We start from the raw sequence: 21243 nt of genomic DNA, 5'->3' as shown, positions 1-21243 counted from the left end.
CTGGGACGCATGACACCAGCGGAGGACGACGTCCCCGGGACGCCGAGCGCGGACCGGCCCGGGCCGGGTGACGCGGGCGCCCCCGCCCGCGGGGCCACGGCCGCCGACGACCTCGACAGCCCGCGGACCGGACGTCCGGACCCCCGGGTCTTCTACCCGGCGGCCGGCCTCATCCTGCTGTTCGTGCTGGCGACCATCCTGTTCACCGACACGGTGACGGCGCTCATGAACACGCTCCAGCGCGACGTCATCGGCGTCTTCGGCTGGTACTACGTGATCGTCGTCGCCGGGTTCGTCGTGTTCTCGCTCTGGATGGGCATGAGCCGCTTCGGCGACATCGTGCTCGGCAAGGACGAGGACGAGCCCCTGTTCCGGCTGCCCGTCTGGTTCGCGATGCTCTTCGCGACGGGCATGGGGATCGGGCTCGTGTACTGGGGGGTGGCGGAGCCCCTGTCGCACTACGTGAGCCCCAAGCCGGGCGTCGAGGGGAGCGACCCGGCGCTCGCCCAGGCCGCCATGGGGCAGAGCTACCTCCACTGGGGCGTCCACGCGTGGGCGATCTACGTCGTCGCGGGCCTCGCGCTCGCGTACGCGATCCACCGCAAGGGCCGGCCGGTGTCGATCCGGTGGGCCCTCGAGCCGCTGTTCGGCGACCGGGTCCGGGGCCGGCTCGGGGACGTCATCGACGTCGTCGCGATCATCGGCACGGTCTTCGGCGTGGCGACGTCGCTGGGCTTCGGCGTCCTCCAGATCGCGGCCGGGCTCGGCTACCTCGACGTGGTGCAGCCGAGCACGGCGCTCGAGATCGGGCTCATCGCGGCGATCTCCGCGCTCGCGACGATCTCGGTCGTGTCGGGGCTGGGCAAGGGGATCAAGTGGCTGTCCAACGGCAACATGATCCTGGCCGGGGTCGTCCTGGTCCTGGTGCTGGCCCTCGGGCCGACCCTCTTCCTCCTGCGCGAGTGGGTCCAGTCGCTCGGCTACTACGTCCAGAACATCGTGCGGCTGTCCTTCGACACCACGGCCTTCCAGGGCGAGGCCGGGCTCGAGTGGCAGTCGTCGTGGACGATCTTCTACTGGGGCTGGTGGATCTCCTGGGCGCCGTTCGTCGGCGTCTTCATCGCCCGGATCTCGCGCGGGCGGACCGTGCGGGAGTTCGTCCTCGGGACGCTCCTCGTGCCGACGGTCGTCACGACCCTGTGGTTCTCCGTCTTCGGCGGGTCGGCCCTCTACCGCGAGCTGACGGAGCCGGGGAGCATGCTCGTCGACGGCGAGGTCGACACCGACACGACGCTGTTCCAGCTCTTCGACGGGCTGCCTCTCGGCAACGTCCTCTCGGTGGTGGGTATCCTCCTGATCGTCGTGTTCTTCGTGACGTCGTCGGACTCCGGCTCGCTCGTCGTGGACATGCTCGCGAGCGGGGGCAACCCGAACCCGCCCACGTGGAGCCGCATCTTCTGGGCCGGCGTCTCGGGCCTGCTGGCCATCGCGCTCCTCCTCGCCGGTGGGCTGCAGGCGCTCCAGACCGCGGCGATCCTCATCGCGCTGCCGTTCTCGGTCGTCATGATCGGGATGGCCGTCTCGACCGTCCGCGCCCTGCGCGCGGAGCACGCCGCGATCCTGCGCGCCGAGCGGAGGGCGGCGCGCGCGGCGCTGACGGAGCACGTGACCACGCGCGTCTCGGAGAGCATCTCGGAGCAGTGGGAGGAGCTCTACCCCGACCGGCCGGAGCGGTGGCGCGCGCTGACCCGGCGCCCGCGCAAGGGTTCGCCGCCGTGACGTCTCTGCCCGGTCGACGGGTCGCGGAGCGACGGTGCGGCGCCGGGGTGACGTGGGTCATGGTGGCGGGGAGCGCGACCCGGTAGGATAGCCGTGCCCGGGTGACGGCCCGTGCTCCGTGATGCCGCGGCGGGCTGCTCCCGCGCCGTGCGCGCAGAGGTGGCCGGCCGTCGTCGCCCCTCGAACCCCACGAAATGAGAACCGTAGATGTCTGTGCGCTCCGACCTGCGCAACGTGGCGATCGTCGCCCACGTCGACCACGGCAAGACCACGCTCGTCGACGCGATGCTGCGCCAGTCCGGCGCCTTCTCCGCGCACCAGCACGTGGACGACCGCGTCATGGACTCCGGTGACCTCGAGCGCGAGAAGGGCATCACGATCCTCGCGAAGAACACCGCGGTCCGCTACGCCGGCCCGGCCGCCGCCGCGGTGGGGGAGCCCGACGGCATCACGATCAACGTCATCGACACCCCCGGTCACGCCGACTTCGGCGGCGAGGTCGAGCGCGGCCTGTCGATGGTCGACGGCGTCGTCCTCCTCGTCGACGCGAGCGAGGGCCCGCTCCCGCAGACCCGGTTCGTGCTGCGCAAGGCGCTCGCCGCGAAGCTCCCCGTGATCATCGTGGTCAACAAGGTCGACCGTCCGGACTCGCGCATCACCGAGGTCGTCGCCGAGGCGACGGACCTGCTGCTCGGCCTCGCGTCCGACCTCGCGGACGAGGTCCCCGACCTCGACCTCGACGCCATCCTGGACGTCCCGGTCGTCTACGCGTCGGCCAAGGCCGGCCGTGCGTCGCTCGACCAGCCCGTGGACGGCCAGCTCCCCTCGAACGAGGACCTCGAGCCGCTCTTCACGACCATCCTCGAGAAGATCCCCGCGCCGACGTACGACGAGGGCGCGCCGCTCCAGGCGCACGTCACGAACCTCGACGCGTCGCCGTTCCTCGGCCGCCTCGCGCTGCTGCGCATCTTCAACGGCGAGCTCCGCAAGGGGCAGGTCGTCGCGTGGGCCCGGCACGACGGCACGCTCCAGAACGTCAAGATCACCGAGCTCCTCGAGACCAAGGCCCTCGACCGCGTCCCGACCGAGTCGGCCGCGCCCGGCGACATCGTCGCCGTCGCGGGCATCGCGGACATCACGATCGGCGAGACCCTCACCGACCCCGAGGACCCGCGCCCGCTGCCGCTCATCACGGTCGACGACCCGGCGATCTCGATGACCATCGGGATCAACACCTCGCCGCTCGCGGGCAAGGGCGGCAAGGGCCACAAGGTCACGGCGCGCCAGGTCAAGGACCGCCTCGACTCCGAGCTCGTCGGCAACGTGTCGCTGCGCGTCCTGCCGACCGAGCGTCCCGACGCGTGGGAGGTCCAGGGCCGCGGCGAGCTCGCGCTGGCGATCCTCGTCGAGCAGATGCGCCGCGAGGGCTTCGAGCTCACGGTCGGCAAGCCGCAGGTCGTCACGCGCACGATCGACGGCAAGACGCACGAGCCGATGGAGCGCATGACGATCGACGTCCCCGAGGAGTACCTCGGCAACGTCACGCAGCTCCTCGCGCAGCGCAAGGGCCGCATGGAGACCATGTCCAACCACGGCACGGGCTGGATCCGCATGGAGTTCATGGTCCCGGCCCGCGGGCTCATCGGCTTCCGCACGCGCTTCCTCACGGAGACGCGCGGCACGGGCATCGCGGCCTCGATCTCCGAGGGCTACGAGCCGTGGGCCGGGCACATCGAGACCCGCACGACGGGCTCGCTCGTGGCCGACCGCGCCGGCAAGGTGACGCCGTTCGCCATGATCAACCTCCAGGAGCGCGGCTCGTTCTTCGTCGACCCCACGCAGGAGGTCTACGAGGGCATGATCGTCGGCGAGAACTCGCGCAACGAGGACATGGACGTGAACATCACCAAGGAGAAGAAGCTCACGAACATGCGGTCCTCGACGGCCGACAACTTCGAGAACCTCGTCCCCCCGCGCCACCTCACGCTCGAGGAGTCGCTCGAGTTCGCGCGCGAGGACGAGTGCGTCGAGGTCACGCCCGAGGTCGTGCGCATCCGCAAGGTGATCCTCGACCAGACCGAGCGCGCCCGCGCGGTCTCGCGCGCCAAGCGCGCCTGACGTCGCCGCACGGGTGACCGTCCCCCCGGTCCCGCAGGCCGCCGTCGTGCCCGACGGCGGCCTGCTGGCCGTGCACGCCCACCCCGACGACGAGACGCTCGCCACGGGCGCGCTCCTCGCGACGTGGGCGCGCGCCGCGCAGCCGGTCACCGTGGTGACGTGCACGCGCGGCGAGCGGGGCGAGGTGATCGACACCCCGGCGCACCCGACCGGCGTCGGGCACCTGGAGGGCGACGGCCCCGCCCTCGCGGCGCACCGCGAGGGCGAGCTCGCCCGCGCGCTCGGCGCCCTCGGCGTCACGGACCACGTCTTCCTCGACACGGTCGCGCCGCCGACGGCGGGTGCGGTGCCCGACGGCGGAGCCCGCCCCCGGTTCGAGGACTCCGGCATGGCGTGGGTCGCGCCCGGTGTTGCGAGCGGGGTCGCCACGGAGCAGCTCCCGCCCCGCGCGTTCGTCGGCGTTCCGCTCGACGAGGCGGCCGCCCGGCTGGCCGCCGTCGTGCGCGACCGCCGTCCCGCGGTCGTCGCGACGTACGAGCCCGGCGGCGGCTACGGGCACCCCGACCACGTGCGCGCGCACGACGTGACGGTCCGGGCGCTGGAGCTGCTCGAGACCGCCGGCGATCCCGTCCCGGCGCTGTGGCTCGCCGTCGCCCCCGAGAGCACGGTGCGCGCGGCGCGGCGGGCGCTCGCCGCGCAGCCCGCGGTCCGCGCGCTCCTCGCCGTGGGCGCGGGCCTCACCCTGCCTGGCCCGGACGAGGCCCTGCCGCCCGTCGCGCGCCCCGACGCCTCGCTGCCCCCGCTCGTGGCGGTGCCCGTGGCACCCGTCCTCGACGAGCTCCTCGTGGCGATGCGCGCGCACGCGACGCAGGTGCAGCACGTGACCGCCGCCGCGACCGCGGGGTCCACCGCGGAGGAGGAGCCCACGGGCATCCTGGGCTGGTACGCCCTCAGCAACGACGTGCTGGCGCCCGTTCCTTCACACGAGTTCTACGCTCCCTCCGGCGGCGCTCTCCCGCGCGGCCAGGTCCGGCGCGAGCCCACGCGTTAGCCTGGGGCCCGTGGAGACCGGTATGGGGCGGCTCATCGGCCGCGGGGTGGCGAGCGCGCTCGTCGGCGTGCTCGTCGGGCTCGTCGGCACCGTCGCGCACCGGTCGCACCTGCTCGGCGTGGACCTCCCCGGAGGCGTCGGGCTGGGCATCGTCCTCGCCCTGCTGACCGTGCTCGCGGCGGGGACCCTCGCGCGCGCCTGGGGCGGCATGGCCGGCCTGCTGGGCTACGGCATCGGATGGGTCGTCGTCGTCCAGCTCCTCTCGCTCGAAGGGCCGGGCGGCGACGTCCTCGTGCCGAGCGAGCCCGTCGGGTACGTGTGGATCTACGGGGGTCTCCTCGTGGTCGCGGCGGTCGCCTTCCTGCCGCGCTCGTGGTTCAGCGACCGCCCCGTCCGCCCGGCGCTGCACGGGCGTCCCACCAGGCACGACGGACCCGAGGACCCCCTCGCGTCCCGCTAGAATTCGCGGTGCGGGTCCCCGCACACCCCTCGTCGTCGCGCGCTCGACCGCGCGCCTTTCGTCACGGAGACAGTGGATGGGTCAGCCGACCGACCGAGACGCCGAACTCGACTCCCCGCAGGACGCCGTGCCCGAGCCCGCTGCGTCCGGTGAGGAGCGCGCGCCCGTCGGTCAGACCGGTGACGACGCGCCCGCGACGCTCGACGACGTGGCGGAGCGCGAGGACGACGCGGTCCGCGGCGCCGAGACGGTCGACGAGGCGGTGCCCGGCGCGCAGGACGAGGTGTCCACGGCGCCGGAGCGGGGCGACGCGCCTGCGGCACCGGCCGGCCCGGTCGAGGACCCCACGGAGCCGGTGACGGCGGCCGCGGAGGACCAGGCGGCGGAGACTCCCACCGACCCGGTCGGGGAGCCGGACGCCGTGGCGGACGAGACCCCCGGGCACGGCACCGACGAGGCGGTGACGGATCCCGTCGGACCGGCCGAGCCCGTCGGACTTGTCGCGCCCGTGACGGAGCCCGCCGAGCCGACCGAGCCCGAGGTCGCGGAGCGACCGACGGCCGAGGCGCCGCCCGCGGGCGAGGACGTGTCGGCGGTGGCCACGGACCCCGAGGGCGACCCGGCCGGGGACGGCAGCGCCGAGGCGGGCGCGACGACCGACGACGCCGCGACGACCGACGACGCCGCGACGGTCGAGGGGCCGGCCGACGTACCCGCACCCGCCTCCGCACCGGGACCGGATGCGCCGACCGCCACCGAGGGCGTCGCCGCGTCCGCGCAGGCCGACGACGAGGACGAGCCGTACGTCCCGCGCGTGTTCGCGTTCGACCCCGACGTCCCGGCCGTGCTCGTCCCCCCGCCCGGCTCCGACGCGCAGCCCGCCGCGGTGACGGGTGACCCGTCCGTCGCTCCTGTCGACCCGCCCGCTGCGACGCCGGAGGCGGTGGGCCGAGCCGCGGCGGACGAGCCCGACGCCGACCCGACGGCCGTCGTGCCCGTCGTGCCGCCGCAGGCGCCCGTCTCGCCCGCACCCGGCGCCGCGGAGCCGACGTCGGCGGCCGACGCCACGCAGGTGATCCCGCCCGTCGACCCGTGGTCGCGGCCGGCCCCCGTCGTCCGCACGTCCGTCCGTCCGGCCCCGCAGGCTGCCACGGAGGCCGCGGCGGCCCCGACGGCGACCCCCGCGGCCGCCCCGGCGGCGGGCCTGGGCAGCGCCTTCGGCCCCGTCCCGCCCGACGAGTCGCGGGAGACCTCGCCCTTCGACGGCTTCGAGGAGGAGGCGCCGCGGCGCGGCTGGGTGCGCGGGCTGCTGTGGACCGGCGTCGGGGTGCTCGTCCTCGGCGGCCTCTACACCGGTGCGCAGTGGTTCTTCTCGGACAAGGTCCCGAGCGGGACGAGCGTCGCCGGCGTGGACGTCGGGGGACAGACCCGGACGGCGGCGCAGGACACGCTCGAGGCCGAGCTCGGGCCGCGCGCGGCCGAGCCGGTCACGCTCACGGCGGGCGAGGCGAGCACGACCCTCGACCCGGCCGCCGCCGGGCTGACCTTCGACGCCGCGGCCACCGCCGAGGAGCTCACGGCGTTCTCGATGAGCCCCGCCAGGCTCTGGCAGCACCTCTTCGGCGGCCAGGACGAGGCGCCGGTCCTCGCGGTCGACGAGGCGGCGCTCGACGCCCAGGTCGAGGCGCTGCGGGGGAGCCTCGAGATCGAGCCGGTCGACGGCACGGTGCAGTTCGTGGACGGCGCGCCGACGAGCACCCCGGCGGCCGACGGCTCGGCCCTCGTGACCGACGAGGTCCCGGCCGTCATCACCGGGAGCTGGCTCGTCACGGACGGCCCGGTCGCGCTGCCGACCGAACCCGTGGAGCCCGCGATCACGCAGGAGGAGACCGACGCCGCGCTCGCGCAGGCGCAGAAGGTCGTCTCCGCGCCCGTCGTCGTGTCCGTCGGCGGCCAGAACCCCGAGCTGCCGCCGGAGGCGCTCGCGGCCGCCGCGTCCTTCCAGGCTGCCGACGGCGTGCTCACCCTGACCTTCGACGGGGCTCTGCTCGTCCAGTCGGTGGTGGACCGGACGAACGACCTGCTCACCGCCGCGGACGACGCCCACTTCGTCTTCCAGGACGGCGTCCCCGTGATCGAGGGCGGGGAGCCGGGCACGACGATCGACCCCGCGGCCATCGCGACGGCCGTCACGACGGCGGCCTCCGGTAACGAGCGGACCGCGACCGTCGAGCTCGTGGAGTCCGACCCGGCGCAGTCGGTCGCCGCGCTCGAAGCCCTCGGGATCACGGAGAAGGTCTCGGAGTTCTCGACCCCGGTGCCCAACGTCCCGGTCCGCACCGCGAACCTGCGCCGCGGGGCGGAGAAGGTGACGGGGACCCTCGTCAAGCCGGGCGAGACGTTCTCGCTCGTCGACACGCTGTCGCCGATCACGCTCGAGGGCGGCTACTTCGCCGCCGGCATCGTCGAGAGCGGGAGGCACACCGAGGGCGTCGGCGGCGGGCTGTCCCAGATGGCGACGACCACGTACAACGCGGGCTTCTTCGCGGGGCTCGAGGACGTCGAGCACCGGCCGCACAGCTACTGGTTCGACCGGTACCCCGCGGGGCGCGAGGCGACGATCTTCGTCGGCTCGATCGACATGAAGTTCAAGAACGACACGCCGTACGGCGTCCTCATGCAGTCGTGGGTCGGCGGCGGCGAGCTGCACGTCGCGATCTGGAGCACCAAGTACTACGACGTGGAGACGTCGTCGAGCGGCAAGACGAACGTGGTCCAGCCGACGACGGTCACGCACTCGGGCGCGGACTGCGCGCCGACGCCCGCGGGCAGCCCGGGCTTCTCCATCACGAACTACCGCAAGGTCTACCACGAGGGGGAGCTCGTCAAGGACGAGTCCTACCGGTGGACGTACAAGCCGGACAACGCGGTCGTCTGCGAGTAGACGACCCGGTCCACCACACACACGGAGGTCCCATGCTCGGACGCAGCGAACGGGAGTCGGGCGCGCAGGCGCTGCTCGCGGCCACGGCGGCAGGCTGGGTCGCCGGCGACCCAGCCGAGGCGGACGCGCTGCTCGACCTCGGGTCGACGACGGCGACGCTGTCGACCGTCGCGAGCATCGACGGGCTGTCGGCCGTCGTGCACCTGGGGCACCCCGCGCAGCCGTCGCACGAGCTCGAGCGGGCGCTGCTCGCCGCGCCGCCCTCGCTCGTGCTCACGGGTGCGTCGGCCGTGCCCGCGCAGTGGGTCTGGGTGGGGCGCTCGGCCTCCGCGCGGGACCTGACGGGGCACGTCGTCGTGGACGAGGCGGGCATGCGCGACCGCCGCCACGTGCTGCGCACGATGGGCGTGAGCCCGTCCCTCGTCCCGACGCGGACGAGCCTGGAGGAGCGCGTCGCGCTCGCCGGCCCGGACGGCAGCCTCGTCGTGGAGCGCTCCGTGGCGGCGGGCCCGCTCGCCGCGCTCGGGTACACGGAGCTCTCCGGGAGCGAGGTCCTCGGGGAGGGTGCGCCCGTCTGGTACGGGCTCCTGGAGAGCCGGGACGTGGTGCCGCGGGTCGACGGCGTGGCGCAGGTCTGGCTCGCGTTCGGGCCCCGGGACGACCACCGCGGCTCGTTGCAGCAGACGCTCGGGCTCGTCGCCCGGGCCGGCATCGACCTCCAGCACCTGCGCAGCCACCGTTCGCAGACCGGGACGCACATCTTCTTCTGCGCGTTCTCCTGCCCGGACGCGGCGACGCTGGACGCCCTCGTCGCCGGGTTCGCGGAGCGCGGCGTCGCGCACCGCCTGCTCGCCGTCCTGCCCGGGCAGGAGTTCGTGCCCGGCCCGGACGCGCTCGCGCCGCGCTGGGCGTCGGCGTCGGCGCCGGACGCCGTGCGCGCGTGAGCGTCGTCGGCTACCTCGGCCCGGAGGGGTCGTTCACGCACCAGGCGGCCGCCGCGTGGTGCGCCGACCGCGGGGACGACCCGGCGTACCGGTCGGCCCGCCTCGCGGCGCGCACGACGGTGGCGGACGTGTTCGCCGGGGTCGCCGCGGGAGACCTCGCGCGCGGGGTCGTGGCGATCGAGAACACCGTCGAGGGCTACGTGGTCCCGTCGCTCGACGCGATCGTCGGGAGCGCGACGGTCGTCGCGGTCGACGAGGTCGTGCTCGACATCTCGTTCGACGCGTTCGTGCGGCCCGGCCACGGCGAGCTGACGGAGGTCACCGCCCACCCGCACGGCCTCGCGCAGTGCCAGGAGTTCGTCCGCCGGACGGGCCTCGCCCCGCTCGCCGCGTCGTCGAACGCGGCGGCGTGCCGGGACGCCGGGCCGCACCAGGTCGCGCTCGGGCCGACGATCTGCGGCGAGCTCTACGGGCTGGAGACGTTCGAGCGCGCGGTCGAGGACTTCGCCGGTGCCCGGACGCGCTTCCTCGTGCTCGCCCCGCGGGCGGAGGCGTCGGCGACGCTGGAGGGCGCGCGCACGCGCGGGGACGGGCCGTGGCGCACCATGCTCGCGGTGACCCCGGTCGTCACGGGGCCGGGCGTGCTCGCCCGGATCACACGGTCGTTCGGCGAGCGCGGCGTCAACCTGTCGAGTCTCATCACGCGACCGCTCAAGGCGGTGGCCGGCACGTACGTGTTCGTCCTGACCGTCGACGGCGCCCCGTGGGACGCGCCGGTCCGCGCCGTGCTCGACGACCTGGTCCGCGCGGGCGACTCGCTCAAGACGCTCGGGGTCGTGCCCGCGCGCGGCGAGCTGGACGAGTCGGTGCACGCCGACGTCGACGTCGCGCACGTCCCGGTGGGCAGCGTGGATGCCTCGGTGGACCCGTCCGCGCTCGCGGCGGGGCTGCTGTGGTGACGGTCGACGCCGCGCTGGCGGCGGGCACCGGGCTGCGGGTCGGGGTCGTCGGGCTCGGGCTGGTCGGCGGCTCGGTCGCGCGGCTCCTGCACGAGCAGGGCGTCGACGTGACCGCCCACGACACGACGGCCACCACGCGCGCCGCGGCCCGCGCCGCGGGCCTCCGGGTCGTCGGCGACGTGGCCGACGTGTGCGCGGCGGAGCCCGACGTCCTCGTGCTCGCGGTCCCGCTGCGGGCCATGCGGTCCGTCGCGGCCGAGGTCGCGCGGCACGTGCGCGGCGCGACCGTCGTCACCGACGTCGGGAGCGTCAAGGGCGCGGTGCGCGACGCCGTCCGCTCGGCGGGTCTCGACGCGCGCTACGTCGGGGCGCACCCGATGGCCGGTACGGAGCACTCGGGGTTCGCGGCGTCGGACCCGGCGATGCTCGACGGCGCACGCTGGGCCGTCACGGTCGACGGGACGACGCGGCGCGAGGCTCTCGTGACGCTGCTCCGGCTCGTGACCGGACCGCTGGGCGGGACCGTCCACGTCCTCACCGACGAGGTCCACGACGAGTCGACGGCGCTCGTCAGCCACGTCCCGCACGTCCTCGCCACGGAGCTCCTCGGCGTCGTCGCCGACGCGCCCGTGCGGGACGTCGCGCTCGGGCTCGCCGCGGGCAGCTTCCGGGACGCGACGCGGGTGGGGCGCACCGACCCGCGGCGCACCGAGGCGATGGTCACGGACAACGCCGCCTGGGTCGCGTCCGCCCTGCGCGTGGTCGTGCGCGACCTCGAGCAGCTCGTCGCGGCGCTCGAGTCCAACGCGCCCGTGGGGGAGTTCTTCGACCGGCCCGAGCCGGTCCGCGGTCCTGCCCCCGCGCCGGGCAGCGGGGAGCGGCGGCGGATCGACCTCGACGAGGCGGGGGAGTGGCGCACGGCGCTGAGCGACGCCGGCGCCCGGGGCGCGGTCGTCGTGGACGTCGCGGACGACGCGGTCGTCGTCGCCTGACGGCGCTATCTCGGGGACGCCGGGCGCCGCGGGGGACGGGGCGGCACCGGCTTGCCCGCCACGATCGCGTCGAGCGGGACCGTCACCAGGGGCGGGACGTCGTCGTGCGTCCCGTGACCGCGGTGCGGCGGGGCGGCGCTCCCGCCCGCGTCCTCGCGCAGGACCAGCTCCGTGGGGGTGGTCCGGACGACCACGCCGATCACGTCCGTGAGCGGCTTGCCCGCCGCGGCGGCCTCGTCGGGGGCGAGGCGACGGCGCACGACCACCCGGGTGCCCGGCGCCCACGTCGTCCAGGGCGCGTCGTCGGGCACGGGAGCGCTCCTCGGGTCTGTGACGTTCGTCCACGGGCTGGTCAGGGAGGGTCGGGCACGGTCCGACCTGAGCGATACTAGTCCTGCGTCTCCCTGTCGTGACCTCGCCCCTCGCCGGGTCGGGGTCCGGACGAATCCAGAAAGGTACTCGGTCGTGACTTACGTGATCGCTCAGCCGTGCGTGGACGTCAAGGACAAGGCGTGCATCGAGGAGTGTCCTGTCGACTGCATCTACGAGGGCAAGCGGTCGCTGTACATCCACCCGGACGAGTGCGTGGACTGCGGTGCCTGCGAGCCGGTCTGCCCGGTCGAGGCGATCTACTACGAGGACGACGTCCCGACGGAGTGGAGCGACTACTACCGCGCCAACGTCGAGTTCTTCGACGACCTCGGCTCGCCCGGCGGCGCCGCGAAGATGGGTCTCATCGAGAAGGACGACCCGATGATCGCCGCCCTGCCGCCGCAGGCCTGAGCACCCGGCACCGCCGCACGTGGGACTCGCCGACCTCTCCGGTCTCGCCTATCCCTGGGACACGCTGACCCCCTACGTCGAGCGCGCCCGCGCGCACCCGCGCGGCGTCGTCGACCTCTCGATCGGGACGCCCGTCGACCCGACGCCGGCCGTCGTGCGCGACGCCCTCGCCGCCGCCTCGGACGCGCACGGCTACCCGACGACCCACGGCACGCCGGCGCTGCGCGAGGCGGTCGCCGCATGGTTCGCGCGGCGACGCGGCGTGCCGGGCCTCGACCCGGACGCCGTGCTCCCCACGGTCGGCAGCAAGGAGCTCGTCGGGCTCCTGCCCGCGCTCCTGCGTCTCGGGCCGGGCGACGTCGTCGTGCACCCGCGCACCGCCTACCCCACGTACGACGTGGGCGCGCGCCTCGCCGGCGCGACGCCGCTCGCGACCGACGACGTCGACGAGTGGGCGGGGCGGGCCGACGTCCGGCTGGTGTGGGTGAACTCCCCGAGCAACCCGACCGGCCGCGTGCTCGACGCCGCCCACCTCGCGCGCGTCGTCGCGGCGGCCCGCGAGATCGGTGCGGTCGTGGCGAGCGACGAGTGCTACGCCGAGCTCGCCTGGGTCGAGCCGTACGCGTCGCGGGGCGTGCCGAGCCTGCTCGACCCAGCCGTCGCGGGGGGCTCGCACGAGGGGCTCCTCGTCGCCTACTCGCTCTCGAAGCAGTCGAGCATGGCCGGCTACCGCGGCGCGTTCGTCGCCGGCGACCCGGCCCTCGTGGCGGACCTGCTCGGCACCCGCAAGCACCTCGGGATGATCGTCCCCGCGCCCGTCCAGGCGGCGATGGTGGCCGCGCTGTCCGACGACGCCCACGTCGCCGCGCAGCGCGACGTGTACGCGCGGCGCCGCGAGGTGCTCGTCGGGGCGCTCGGCGACGCCGGGCTGCAGGTCGACCACTCCGAGGCGGGCCTCTACCTCTGGTCGAGGCCGGCCGGTGACCGCGCGGGCGACTGCTGGCGGACCGTGTCCGACCTCGCCGATCTCGGCATACTCGTCGGGCCGGGAGCGTTCTACGGACCGGAGGGCGCGGGCCACGTGCGCGTCGCGCTCACCGCGACCGACGAGCGCGTCCACGAGGCCGCCGCTCGACTCTCCGGAGCCTGAACTCTGACGTGACCTGCCTCACAGAGGCGTGGTGTTCTCGTGACGGTTCAGGATTGGTCACGTGCGGGTGAAGCGGGGTACGGTCGACCGCGCGGCAACGGCGCGAGCAGCAGCAGGAAGGGAACCATGACCACCACTCAGCAGGCGAAGGTCCGCCTCCTCGTCGACGACCAGGCGCAGGACCTGCCCGTGGTCGCGGCGACCGAGGGCAACGACGGCATCGTCGTGTCCTCCTTGCTCAAGTCGACCGGCCTCGTGACGGTGGACCCGGGCTTCATGAACACGGCGTCGTGCGAGTCGAGCATCACCTACATCGACGGTGACGCCGGCATCCTGCGGTACCGCGGGTACCCCATCGAGCAGCTCGCGGAGCAGTCGACCTTCCTCGAGGTCGCGTACCTGCTCATCCACGGCGAGCTCCCCGACACCCCGACGCTCGAGGCGTTCGTCGAGCGCGTGAACCGCCACACGCTGGTGCACGAGGACTTCCGCACCTTCATGGGGACGTTCCCCCGCGACGCCCACCCGATGGCCGTGCTCTCGTCCGCGATCAACGCGTTGTCGACGTTCTACCCCGAGTCGCTCGACCCCTTCGACGACGAGACGGTCGAGCTCGCGACGGTCCTGCTCCTCGCGAAGTCCCGCACCATCACGTCCTACCTGCACCGCCGCCGCGTCGGCGAGCCGCTGCTCTACCCGGACTACTCGCGCGGCTACGTCGACGACTTCCTGCGCATGACGTTCGCGACGCCGTACCAGCAGTACGAGGCGGACCCGGTCGTCGTCGACGCCCTCGACAAGCTGCTCATCCTGCACGCCGACCACGAGCAGAACTGCTCGACGTCGACCGTCCGCGTCGTCGGGTCCTCGCACGCGAACCTCTACGCGTCCGTCGCCGCGGGCGTCAACGCGCTCTCCGGCCCGCTGCACGGTGGGGCCAACGAGTCGGTGCTCACGATGCTCGACAAGATCGCGGGCGCGGAGTACGACGTCGACACCTTCATGAAGAAGGTGAAGAACAAGGAGGACGGCGTCCGCCTCATGGGCTTCGGCCACCGGGTCTACAAGAACTACGACCCGCGTGCCGCCATCGTGAAGAAGTCCGCCGACGCCGTGCTCTCGACCCTCGGCAAGAAGGACCAGCTCCTCGACATCGCCATGGGCCTCGAGGAGATCGCGCTCAACGACGACTACTTCATCGAGCGCAAGCTCTACCCCAACGTGGACTTCTACACGGGCCTCATCTACAAGGCCATGGGCTTCTCGCCCGCGATGTTCACGCCGCTCTTCGCGCTCGGCCGCATGCCCGGCTGGATCGCGCAGTGGCGCGAGATGATGAAGGACCCGCAGACCAAGATCGGCCGCCCGCGCCAGGTCTACGTCGGCGAGACCGAGCGCGACTACGTCCCGGTCTCCGACCGCTGACACCCGCACCCCGGACGCCGCGTCGCTCACCCCGGTGAGCGGCGCGGCGTCTCGTCGTTCTGGCACTCGGGTCTGCCGTCCGGTATCCCCGCTGTGGCTGGGTCCGCGGCGGGTACGGCGTCGGTGCTCGGGGCTGCCGCGCCGTCACCTCGGTCTGTCAGGCGTGGGTCTGAGGAGCGCGGCTCTGACGCCCCTTCGCATCCGACGCCGCACCCGCCGCTCGGCAGTCGTCGTACGGTTCGTCGGTGGTCGCCGCCGTACCGGGGCGACCACACGACCGCGCGACCAGGGCGCCGTCAGGACTCGTCGGGGACGGCGACGTGGACGCGGACGCGGCCCGGGTCGAGCGGGGCGAGGTCGTCGGGGTCGAGCGGGCTCCACGTCGAGTCGTCGCGAGACCACCGGCGGTCCGCGACCTCGACGGCGACGACGTTCGTCGCGTCCGCGGTGGCGACGGCCCACTGTGCGACGGCCCATGCCGCACGGTCGAGACCGCCGTCCTCGGCCGCGGTGGGCAGACCCGAGGCGTCGACCTTGAGCGTGCTCCCGTCGCCGCCGTCGAAGGGCTCGACGCGGGCGCCGTCGCCGAGGTCGCGGGCCAGGCGGTCCTCGAACGGCTGCGTGGCGGCGCCGTCGGTCGGGAGCTCGGTCGTGGCCACGGGGCCCAGGTCGCACGTGAGGGACGTGGGGGACCAGCCGGTGAGCGCGGAGGCCCAGGCGCGCGACCGGGGCTCGTGCTGCGCGTAGGCGTCGGGGAACGCGGAGCGCTGGACGGTCTGCGCGGCGACCGTGACCTCCATGCCCTCGTAGCCCTCGACCGTCTCGAGCACGTCGTAGAACGCGTTGGTCGAGTACACGGGGTCCATGATCTGCTCGACGCTGCCCCAGCCCTGGGACGGGCGCTGCTGGAACAGGCCGACGGAGTCGCGGTCGCCGTAGTCGATGTTGACGAGGCGGGACTCCTGGAGCGCGGTCGCGAGCCCGATCGTCGCGGCGCGGGCGGGGAGGCCGCGGCGCACGGCCGTGCCCGCCACGAGCGCGGCGTTGTCCGCCTGCGTGACGGACAGGTACCAGGTACGGCCGTCGGCGGTGGCCGCGCACCGCTCGGCGACGGGCGTCTCGTCGTCGAGCCGGTTGAGGGCGACGACGACGCCGCCCACCCCGACCGCGGCCACCGTGAGGAGGGTGACCGCGGCGCGGAGCGGGCGGCGCCGGCGGCGCGCCCGACCGACGTCCGGGAGGTCCCGGGGACGGGATGGTCGGGTCGCGGTCATGCGGGGCGCCGTCGTGCTCGTCGGCGGGTCAGTTGGCGTGCAGCGCGGCGTTGAGCTCGACGCCGGCGCCGGTGCGGGACACGGCCTCGACACCACCGGTCAGCGAGTTGCGGCGGAACAGGATGCCGGAGCGACCGGAGAGCTCGCGCGCCTTGACGACGAGCGGCTCGCCCGTGGCGTCGGTCTGCCCGACGACGGTCACCTTGGTCCCCGCGGTGACGTACAGGCCGGACTCGACGACGCAGTCGTCGCCCAGGGGGATGCCCAGACCCGCGTTGGCGCCGAGGAGCGAGCGCTGCCCGACGGAGATGACCTCGCGACCGCCCCCGGAGAGGGTGCCCATGATCGACGCGCCGCCCCCGACGTCGGAGCCGTCGCCGACGACGACGCCGGCCGAGATGCGACCCTCGACCATCGACGTGCCGAGCGTCCCGGCGTTGAAGTTGACGAAGCCCTCGTGCATGACGGTGGTGCCCGGGGCGAGGTGCGCGCCGAGGCGGACACGGTCGGCGTCGGCGATGCGGACGCCGGCGGGGACGACGTAGTCGACCATGCGCGGGAACTTGTCCACGCCGTACACGGTCACCGGCTGGCCGGTCGCGCGCAGGCGGAGGCGCGTCTCCTCGAAGCCGTCCACGGCGCAGGCGCCGTGGTTGGTCCACACGACGTTCGTGAGGACGCCGAAGAGGCCGTCGAGGTTCTGGCCGTGCGGGGCGAGGAGGCGGTGGGAGAGCAGGTGGAGTCGCAGGTACGCGTCGGCGGTGTCGGCGGGGGCGGCGTCGAGGTCGATCTCGGTCCGGACCACGACCACGTCCACGCCGCGCAGCTCGTCGCGCTCGGCGAGGGCGTCGAGCGAGGCGGGGACGGTCGTGTCCGCCGGTGCGGCGCCGAGCGCCGGGGCCGGGTACCAGACGTCGAGGGTCGTGCCGTCGTCGGTGACGGTCGCCAGGCCGTAGCCCCACGCCGTACGCGGCTCGGACGCGGCCGCCGAGGGGGCGGTCGCGGGGGTCGCAGAAGTCATGCGCCCCACCCTATCCGCCGCCGGTAGGGTGCTGGCGTGACCTCTCCCACCACCGGTACCACGCCCGTGCTCGACCTCCGCGGCGATCTCGTCGCGCTCTTCCGCGCGGTGTGCGACACCCCGTCGGTGAGCGGCGACGAGCGCGGGCTCGCGGACGCGGTCGAGGCGGCGCTGCGTGCGTACCCGCACCTGGAGGTCGTGCGCGACGGCGACACGGTCGTCGCGCGGACGTCTCTCGGCCGGGAGCGGCGCGTCGTCGTCGCGGGCCACCTCGACACCGTGCCGCTCACGGACCCGCCGAACCTCCCGACGCGCGTCGTCGGCGAGGGCCTGCGCGCGGAGGTCTGGGGCCGGGGGACCGTCGACATGAAGGGCGGGGTAGCCGTCGCCCTGGCGCTCGCGGCCGAGCTCGACGCCCCGGCGCAGGACGTGACGTGGGTGTTCTACGACAACGAGGAGGTCGCGTCCCACCTCAACGGGCTCGGGCGCCTCGCGCGGAACCGCCCCGACCTGCTCGTGGCCGACTTCGCCGTCCTGGGCGAGCCGACCTCGGCGGGCCTCGAGGGCGGGTGCAACGGGACCCTGCGGGTCGACGTGCGGGTGCCGGGCGTGACGGCGCACTCGGCGCGCGCGTGGACGGGTTCCAACGCGATCCACGCCGCGCACGAGGTGCTCGACCGTCTGGCGGCGTACGTGCCGCAGGAGATCGAGGTCGACGGCCTCGTGTACCGCGAGGGCATGAACGCCGTGGGGATCCGCGGAGGGATCGCGGGCAACGTGATCCCGGACGAGTGCGTGGTCACCGTGAACTTCCGGTTCGCGCCGTCGCGCACCGTCGCCGCGGCGGAGCAGCACGTGCGCGAGCTGTTCGACGGCTTCGAGGTCGTGCTCACGGACGCCGCCCCGGGCGCGCGCCCGGGGCTGGACGACCCGCTCGCGGCGGACTTCGCCGCCGCGGTGCTGGGCGTCACCGGCGGCGCGCCGGCGCCGAAGTACGGCTGGACCGACGTCGCGCGCTTCGCCGAGCTGGGCGTCCCGGCGGTGAACTTCGGGCCCGGCGACCCGCTGCTCGCGCACAAGGACGACGAGCGCTGCCCGGTCGGCGAGCTCGCGCTGTGCCGCGACGCGCTGCGTGCGTGGCTCACGGCCGCCCCCGCGGCATAGGCTCGTGACCATGAGCGACACGGTGCGTGACCAGGGTTCCGACGACGGCCTGCCCCAGGCGGGGACGGGGTACCGCAAGGGGCCGGTCCTGCTGCGCGGGGACCAGATCCCGCGCCAGACGACGGACCAGCGCCTCCTCGACACGGGGGGCAGCGCGGACTGGGTCCACTCCGACCCGTGGCGCGTGATGCGGATCCAGAGCGAGTTCGTCGAGGGCTTCGGCGCGCTGGCCGAGGTCGGCCCGGCCGTGTCCGTGTTCGGGTCGGCCCGGACCAAGCCGGACCACCCGGACTACGCGCTCGCCGAGGACGTCGGCCGTCGCCTCGTCGACGAGGGCTTCGCCGTCATCACGGGCGGCGGGCCGGGCATCATGGAGGCGGCCAACAAGGGCGCGTCCGAGGCGGGCGGGCTCTCGATCGGCCTCGGCATCGAGCTCCCGTTCGAGCAGGGCATGAACCGGTACGTCAACCTCGGCGTGAACTTCCGCTACTTCTTCGCCCGCAAGACGATGTTCGTCAAGTACGCGCAGGGCTTCGTCGTCCTGCCCGGGGGCTTCGGCACGTTCGACGAGCTGTTCGAGGCGCTCACGCTCGTCCAGACGCACAAGATCACCGAGTTCCCGGTGGCGCTCGTCGGCACGGACTACTGGAGCGGTCTGCTCGAGTGGGCACGCACGGCGGTCGCGGGACGCGGCATGATCAGCGCGCACGACCTCGACCTCGTCCACCTGTGCGACGACCCGGCCGAGGCCGTCGAGTACGTCTGCGACCGCGGCGCCGAGCTGCGCGCCGAGGAGCTCGAGGCGACCGAGGAGCTCGCCCGGGCGCAGGCCGGCGACGCGAGCTGACGGTCGCGGCGCGATGACGTCACCTGGCTCGGCCGCGCCCACCGGGCCGGGGTCCGTGCGCCGCGACGACGGTCCACTGCCCCTGCCGCCGCTCGGTGTGCCGCCTCGCGGCACGTCGCTCGTCCTGCGCGGGCGGACCCTCGCCCGGCCCGCGGTGATGGCGATCCTCAACCGGACCGACGACTCGTTCTACGCGGGAGCGCGCCAGCTCGACGACCGCGCGGCCCTCGCCGCGGTCGAGCGCGCGGTGGTCGAGGGCGCGGAGATCCTCGACGTGGGCGGCGTCCGGGCCGGCGTGGGGCCCGAGGTGACGCCCGAGGAGGAGGCCCGGCGCGTCGTGCCGTTCGTCGCGCGGGTGCGTGCGGAGTTCCCGGACCTGCTCGTGAGCGTCGACACGTGGCGGGCCGAGGTGGCGCACGAGGCGGCGCTCGCGGGTGCCGACCTCATCAACGACACCTGGGCGGGTCACGACCCTCGCCTGGTCGAGGTCGCGGGCGAGCACGGCGTCGGCGTCGTGTGCTCGCACACCGGGGGAGCGACGCCGCGCACCGACCCGTTCCGCGTCGCGTATCCCGCCCGGCCGGGAGCCGCCGACCCGCGCGACGGCGTCGTCCAGGACGTCGTGGCGACCCTCCGTGCGGCGGCGGAGCGCGCGGTCGCCTGCGGGGTCCCGCCGGCGTCGGTCCTCGTCGACCCCACGCACGACTTCGGCAAGAACACGTGGCACTCCCTGCACCTCCTGCGGCGGACCGAGGTCCTCGCGGGTCTCGGGTTCCCGCTGCTCATGGCCTTGTCCCGCAAGGACTTCGTCGGAGAGACGCTCGACCTGCCGGCCGACGAGCGGCTCGAGGGCACGCTCGCCGCGACGGCCGTCGCGGCGTGGCTCGGGGCGCGCGTCTTCCGCGCGCACGACGTGGCCGCGACCCGGCGCGTGCTGGACCTCGTCGCCGCGGTGCGCGACGAGGCGCCCCCGGCGGCCGCGCTGCGGGGCCTCGCGTGACCACGCCGCGCGCCGTGGTCGGCCCGGGCGGGAGCCCACGGCTGCTGCGTCCGGCCACCTGGCCGTGGTGGGCGCAGGTCCTCGCGGTGTTCGCCCTCGCGCGCGGGGTGAGCGCGGTGATCCTCCTCGTCGTCGCGAGGTCCCAGGAGGCGAACCCCTGGACGGACGCCGCGCCGTCGTACCTGCCGTACGTCGCGCGCATGTGGGACGCGAGCTGGTACGAGCAGATCTACGCGTCCGGCTACCCCGACACGCTCCCCGTGGGTCCCGACGGCGCCGTCGAGCAGAACGTCTGGGCGTTCTTCCCCCTGTTCCCGGCGCTCGTCCGCGCGCTCGACGCCGTGACCGGCCTCGGGTGGGACGTGCTCGCGCCCACAATCGCGCTCGTGTGCGGCGCCGGTGCCGTGCTCGTGATCCACCGCCTCGTCACGACGGCGGGCGCCGCGGCGGTCGAGCGCAGGCCGGGCCTGCCGCTGGCGACGGTCCTGCTCGTGAGCGTGTTCCCCTCCAGCCCCGTGCTCCAGGTCGCGTACACGGAGTCGCTCGCCCTGCTCCTCGTCGCCTCCGCGCTCCTGCTGCTGGCCCGGCGCCGCTACGGGTGGGCGGCGCTCGTGATCGGCCTCCTCGGCTTCTCGCGCGCCGTCGCGCTGCCCATGGCGGCCGTCGTCCTGTGGCACGGTCTCGTCCGGTGGCGCCGGGGCGACCTGCGCGCCCCCGACGCCGCGCGCCTCGGCGGGCTGCTCGCGGTCGCCGTGGCCAGCGGTCTCGTGTGGCCGTGGGCGTGCAGCGTCGTCACGGGCGTGCACCAGGGGTACTTCCGCACGCAGGAGGCGTGGCGCGGGGGCGCGGAGGTCGTGCCGTTCGTCCCGTGGGTCGACGTGTCGCGGTGGCTCCTGGGCGACGGCGGTCCGTGGGTCCTCGCCCTCGTGCTGCTCGCGACGGCCGCCCTCGTGCTCAACCCGGTCGCGGCGCGGCTCGGCCCGGAGATGCAGGCCTGGTCCGGTGCGTACCTCGCCTACCTGGTCGCGGCGATCCAGCCGGGCACGTCGCTGGTGCGGTTCCTGCTGCTCGCCTTCCCGCTCGCGGCGGTCACCGTCGGGTGGACACGGTCGCGCCTGTGGCTGGCCGCCGTGACCGTCGCCGGCGTCGCGGGCCAGGTGTGGTGGGTGTGGTCGCTCTGGCGGCTCGTCCCGCCGTCCGGCTGGCCGCCGTGACCCGGACGCCCGGGATGTCGGCACGGGTGAACTAGACTGTCCTCGGGCGTCGTCCGAGGTCGGACGCCCCTCCTCGCGCGCGCGGGGTGGACTCGGGACAACGGAAATGGAGTGCCAT

General features: G+C 74.5%; 18 protein-coding genes. 15 read left to right on the top strand and 3 right to left on the bottom strand.

Going from position 1 to position 21243, the window contains the following annotated elements:
* Positions 1-9: 9 nt before the first annotated feature.
* The 8 genes from ABWU78_RS13695 (at position 10) to ABWU78_RS13660 (ending at position 11247) form a co-directional block, all read left to right on the top strand.
* Positions 10-1779, top strand: a complete 1770-nt coding sequence (locus ABWU78_RS13695; protein ID WP_253051063.1) for a BCCT family transporter — start codon at positions 10-12, stop codon at positions 1777-1779.
* 207 nt (positions 1780-1986) lie between these two features.
* Positions 1987-3897, top strand: coding sequence for a translational GTPase TypA (gene typA / locus ABWU78_RS13690; RefSeq protein WP_253051064.1), 1911 nt, complete (start codon positions 1987-1989; stop codon positions 3895-3897).
* 13 nt (positions 3898-3910) lie between these two features.
* Entirely contained in the window at positions 3911-4948 is a 1038-nt protein-coding gene (locus ABWU78_RS13685) for a PIG-L family deacetylase (protein ID WP_439158700.1), read from the top strand.
* A gap of 10 nt (positions 4949-4958) precedes the next feature.
* Complete coding sequence (locus ABWU78_RS13680; RefSeq protein WP_439158699.1) at positions 4959-5408, top strand: hypothetical protein; 450 nt, start codon at positions 4959-4961, stop codon at positions 5406-5408.
* Between the two features lie 76 nt (positions 5409-5484).
* Complete coding sequence (locus tag ABWU78_RS13675; RefSeq protein ID WP_439158698.1) at positions 5485-8352, top strand: VanW family protein; 2868 nt, start codon at positions 5485-5487, stop codon at positions 8350-8352.
* A gap of 32 nt (positions 8353-8384) precedes the next feature.
* Positions 8385-9296, top strand: coding sequence for a hypothetical protein (locus tag ABWU78_RS13670; protein ID WP_439158697.1), 912 nt, complete (start codon positions 8385-8387; stop codon positions 9294-9296).
* Positions 9293-10255, top strand: coding sequence for a prephenate dehydratase (locus ABWU78_RS13665; RefSeq protein WP_439158696.1), 963 nt, complete (start codon positions 9293-9295; stop codon positions 10253-10255). The genes ABWU78_RS13670 and ABWU78_RS13665 overlap by 4 nt, the downstream gene beginning before the upstream one ends.
* Complete coding sequence (locus tag ABWU78_RS13660) at positions 10252-11247, top strand: prephenate dehydrogenase (protein WP_439158695.1); 996 nt, start codon at positions 10252-10254, stop codon at positions 11245-11247. The genes ABWU78_RS13665 and ABWU78_RS13660 overlap by 4 nt, the downstream gene beginning before the upstream one ends.
* Before the next feature lie 5 nt (positions 11248-11252).
* On the opposite strand, the gene ABWU78_RS13655 is transcribed toward ABWU78_RS13660, so the two are convergent.
* Positions 11253-11558 (bottom strand): putative acetyltransferase, encoded by a 306-nt coding sequence (locus tag ABWU78_RS13655; RefSeq protein ID WP_253051071.1) that lies wholly within the window; start codon positions 11556-11558, stop codon positions 11253-11255.
* Between the two features lie 154 nt (positions 11559-11712).
* Here ABWU78_RS13655 and fdxA point away from each other — a divergent pair, with 154 nt between their 5' ends.
* From fdxA to ABWU78_RS13640, 3 genes are all read left to right on the top strand, one after another.
* A complete protein-coding gene (gene fdxA, locus ABWU78_RS13650) occupies positions 11713-12030 on the top strand; it encodes a ferredoxin (protein WP_024841122.1) in 318 nt (105 codons plus the stop codon).
* Positions 12031-12049: 19 nt separating this feature from the next.
* A complete protein-coding gene (gene dapC / locus ABWU78_RS13645) occupies positions 12050-13180 on the top strand; it encodes a succinyldiaminopimelate transaminase (RefSeq protein ID WP_253051072.1) in 1131 nt (376 codons plus the stop codon).
* 126 nt (positions 13181-13306) lie between these two features.
* A complete protein-coding gene (locus ABWU78_RS13640) occupies positions 13307-14605 on the top strand; it encodes a citrate synthase (protein WP_253051073.1) in 1299 nt (432 codons plus the stop codon).
* A gap of 296 nt (positions 14606-14901) precedes the next feature.
* Here ABWU78_RS13640 and ABWU78_RS13635 read toward each other — a convergent pair whose 3' ends face one another.
* Both ABWU78_RS13635 and dapD read right to left on the bottom strand, forming a co-directional pair.
* Complete coding sequence (locus ABWU78_RS13635) at positions 14902-15879, bottom strand: hypothetical protein (protein ID WP_290444909.1); 978 nt, start codon at positions 15877-15879, stop codon at positions 14902-14904.
* A gap of 28 nt (positions 15880-15907) precedes the next feature.
* The gene (gene dapD / locus ABWU78_RS13630) at positions 15908-16900 is read right to left on the bottom strand and encodes a 2,3,4,5-tetrahydropyridine-2,6-dicarboxylate N-succinyltransferase (RefSeq protein ID WP_439158694.1); all 993 of its coding nucleotides are present in this window, start codon (positions 16898-16900) and stop codon (positions 15908-15910) included.
* A gap of 36 nt (positions 16901-16936) precedes the next feature.
* Between dapD and dapE the strand changes: the two genes are divergently transcribed.
* The 4 genes from dapE to ABWU78_RS13610 are packed head-to-tail and all read left to right on the top strand — an operon-like array spanning position 16937 to position 21125.
* Entirely contained in the window at positions 16937-18064 is a 1128-nt protein-coding gene (gene dapE / locus ABWU78_RS13625) for a succinyl-diaminopimelate desuccinylase (protein ID WP_439158693.1), read from the top strand.
* Positions 18065-18074: 10 nt separating this feature from the next.
* Positions 18075-18911 carry a TIGR00730 family Rossman fold protein gene (locus ABWU78_RS13620; protein WP_047233518.1) on the top strand — a complete coding sequence of 279 codons (837 nt, stop codon included), beginning with the start codon at positions 18075-18077 and terminating at the stop codon, positions 18909-18911.
* A 13-nt stretch (positions 18912-18924) separates the two neighbouring features.
* A complete protein-coding gene (gene folP, locus ABWU78_RS13615) occupies positions 18925-19911 on the top strand; it encodes a dihydropteroate synthase (protein ID WP_439158692.1) in 987 nt (328 codons plus the stop codon).
* Positions 19908-21125: a hypothetical protein gene (locus ABWU78_RS13610; protein WP_253051078.1), complete on the top strand. Its 1218-nt coding sequence runs from the start codon at positions 19908-19910 to the stop codon at positions 21123-21125. Before folP ends, ABWU78_RS13610 begins: the two co-directional genes overlap by 4 nt.
* Positions 21126-21243 lie beyond the last annotated feature (118 nt).

It is taken from the genome of Cellulosimicrobium sp. CpK407 (genome assembly GCF_051844275.1).
GTDB classification, from domain to species: domain Bacteria; phylum Actinomycetota; class Actinomycetes; order Actinomycetales; family Cellulomonadaceae; genus Cellulosimicrobium; species Cellulosimicrobium cellulans_G.
Note: the sequence above shows the minus strand (reverse complement) of the source record. Positions and strands in the feature narration are given on the sequence as shown.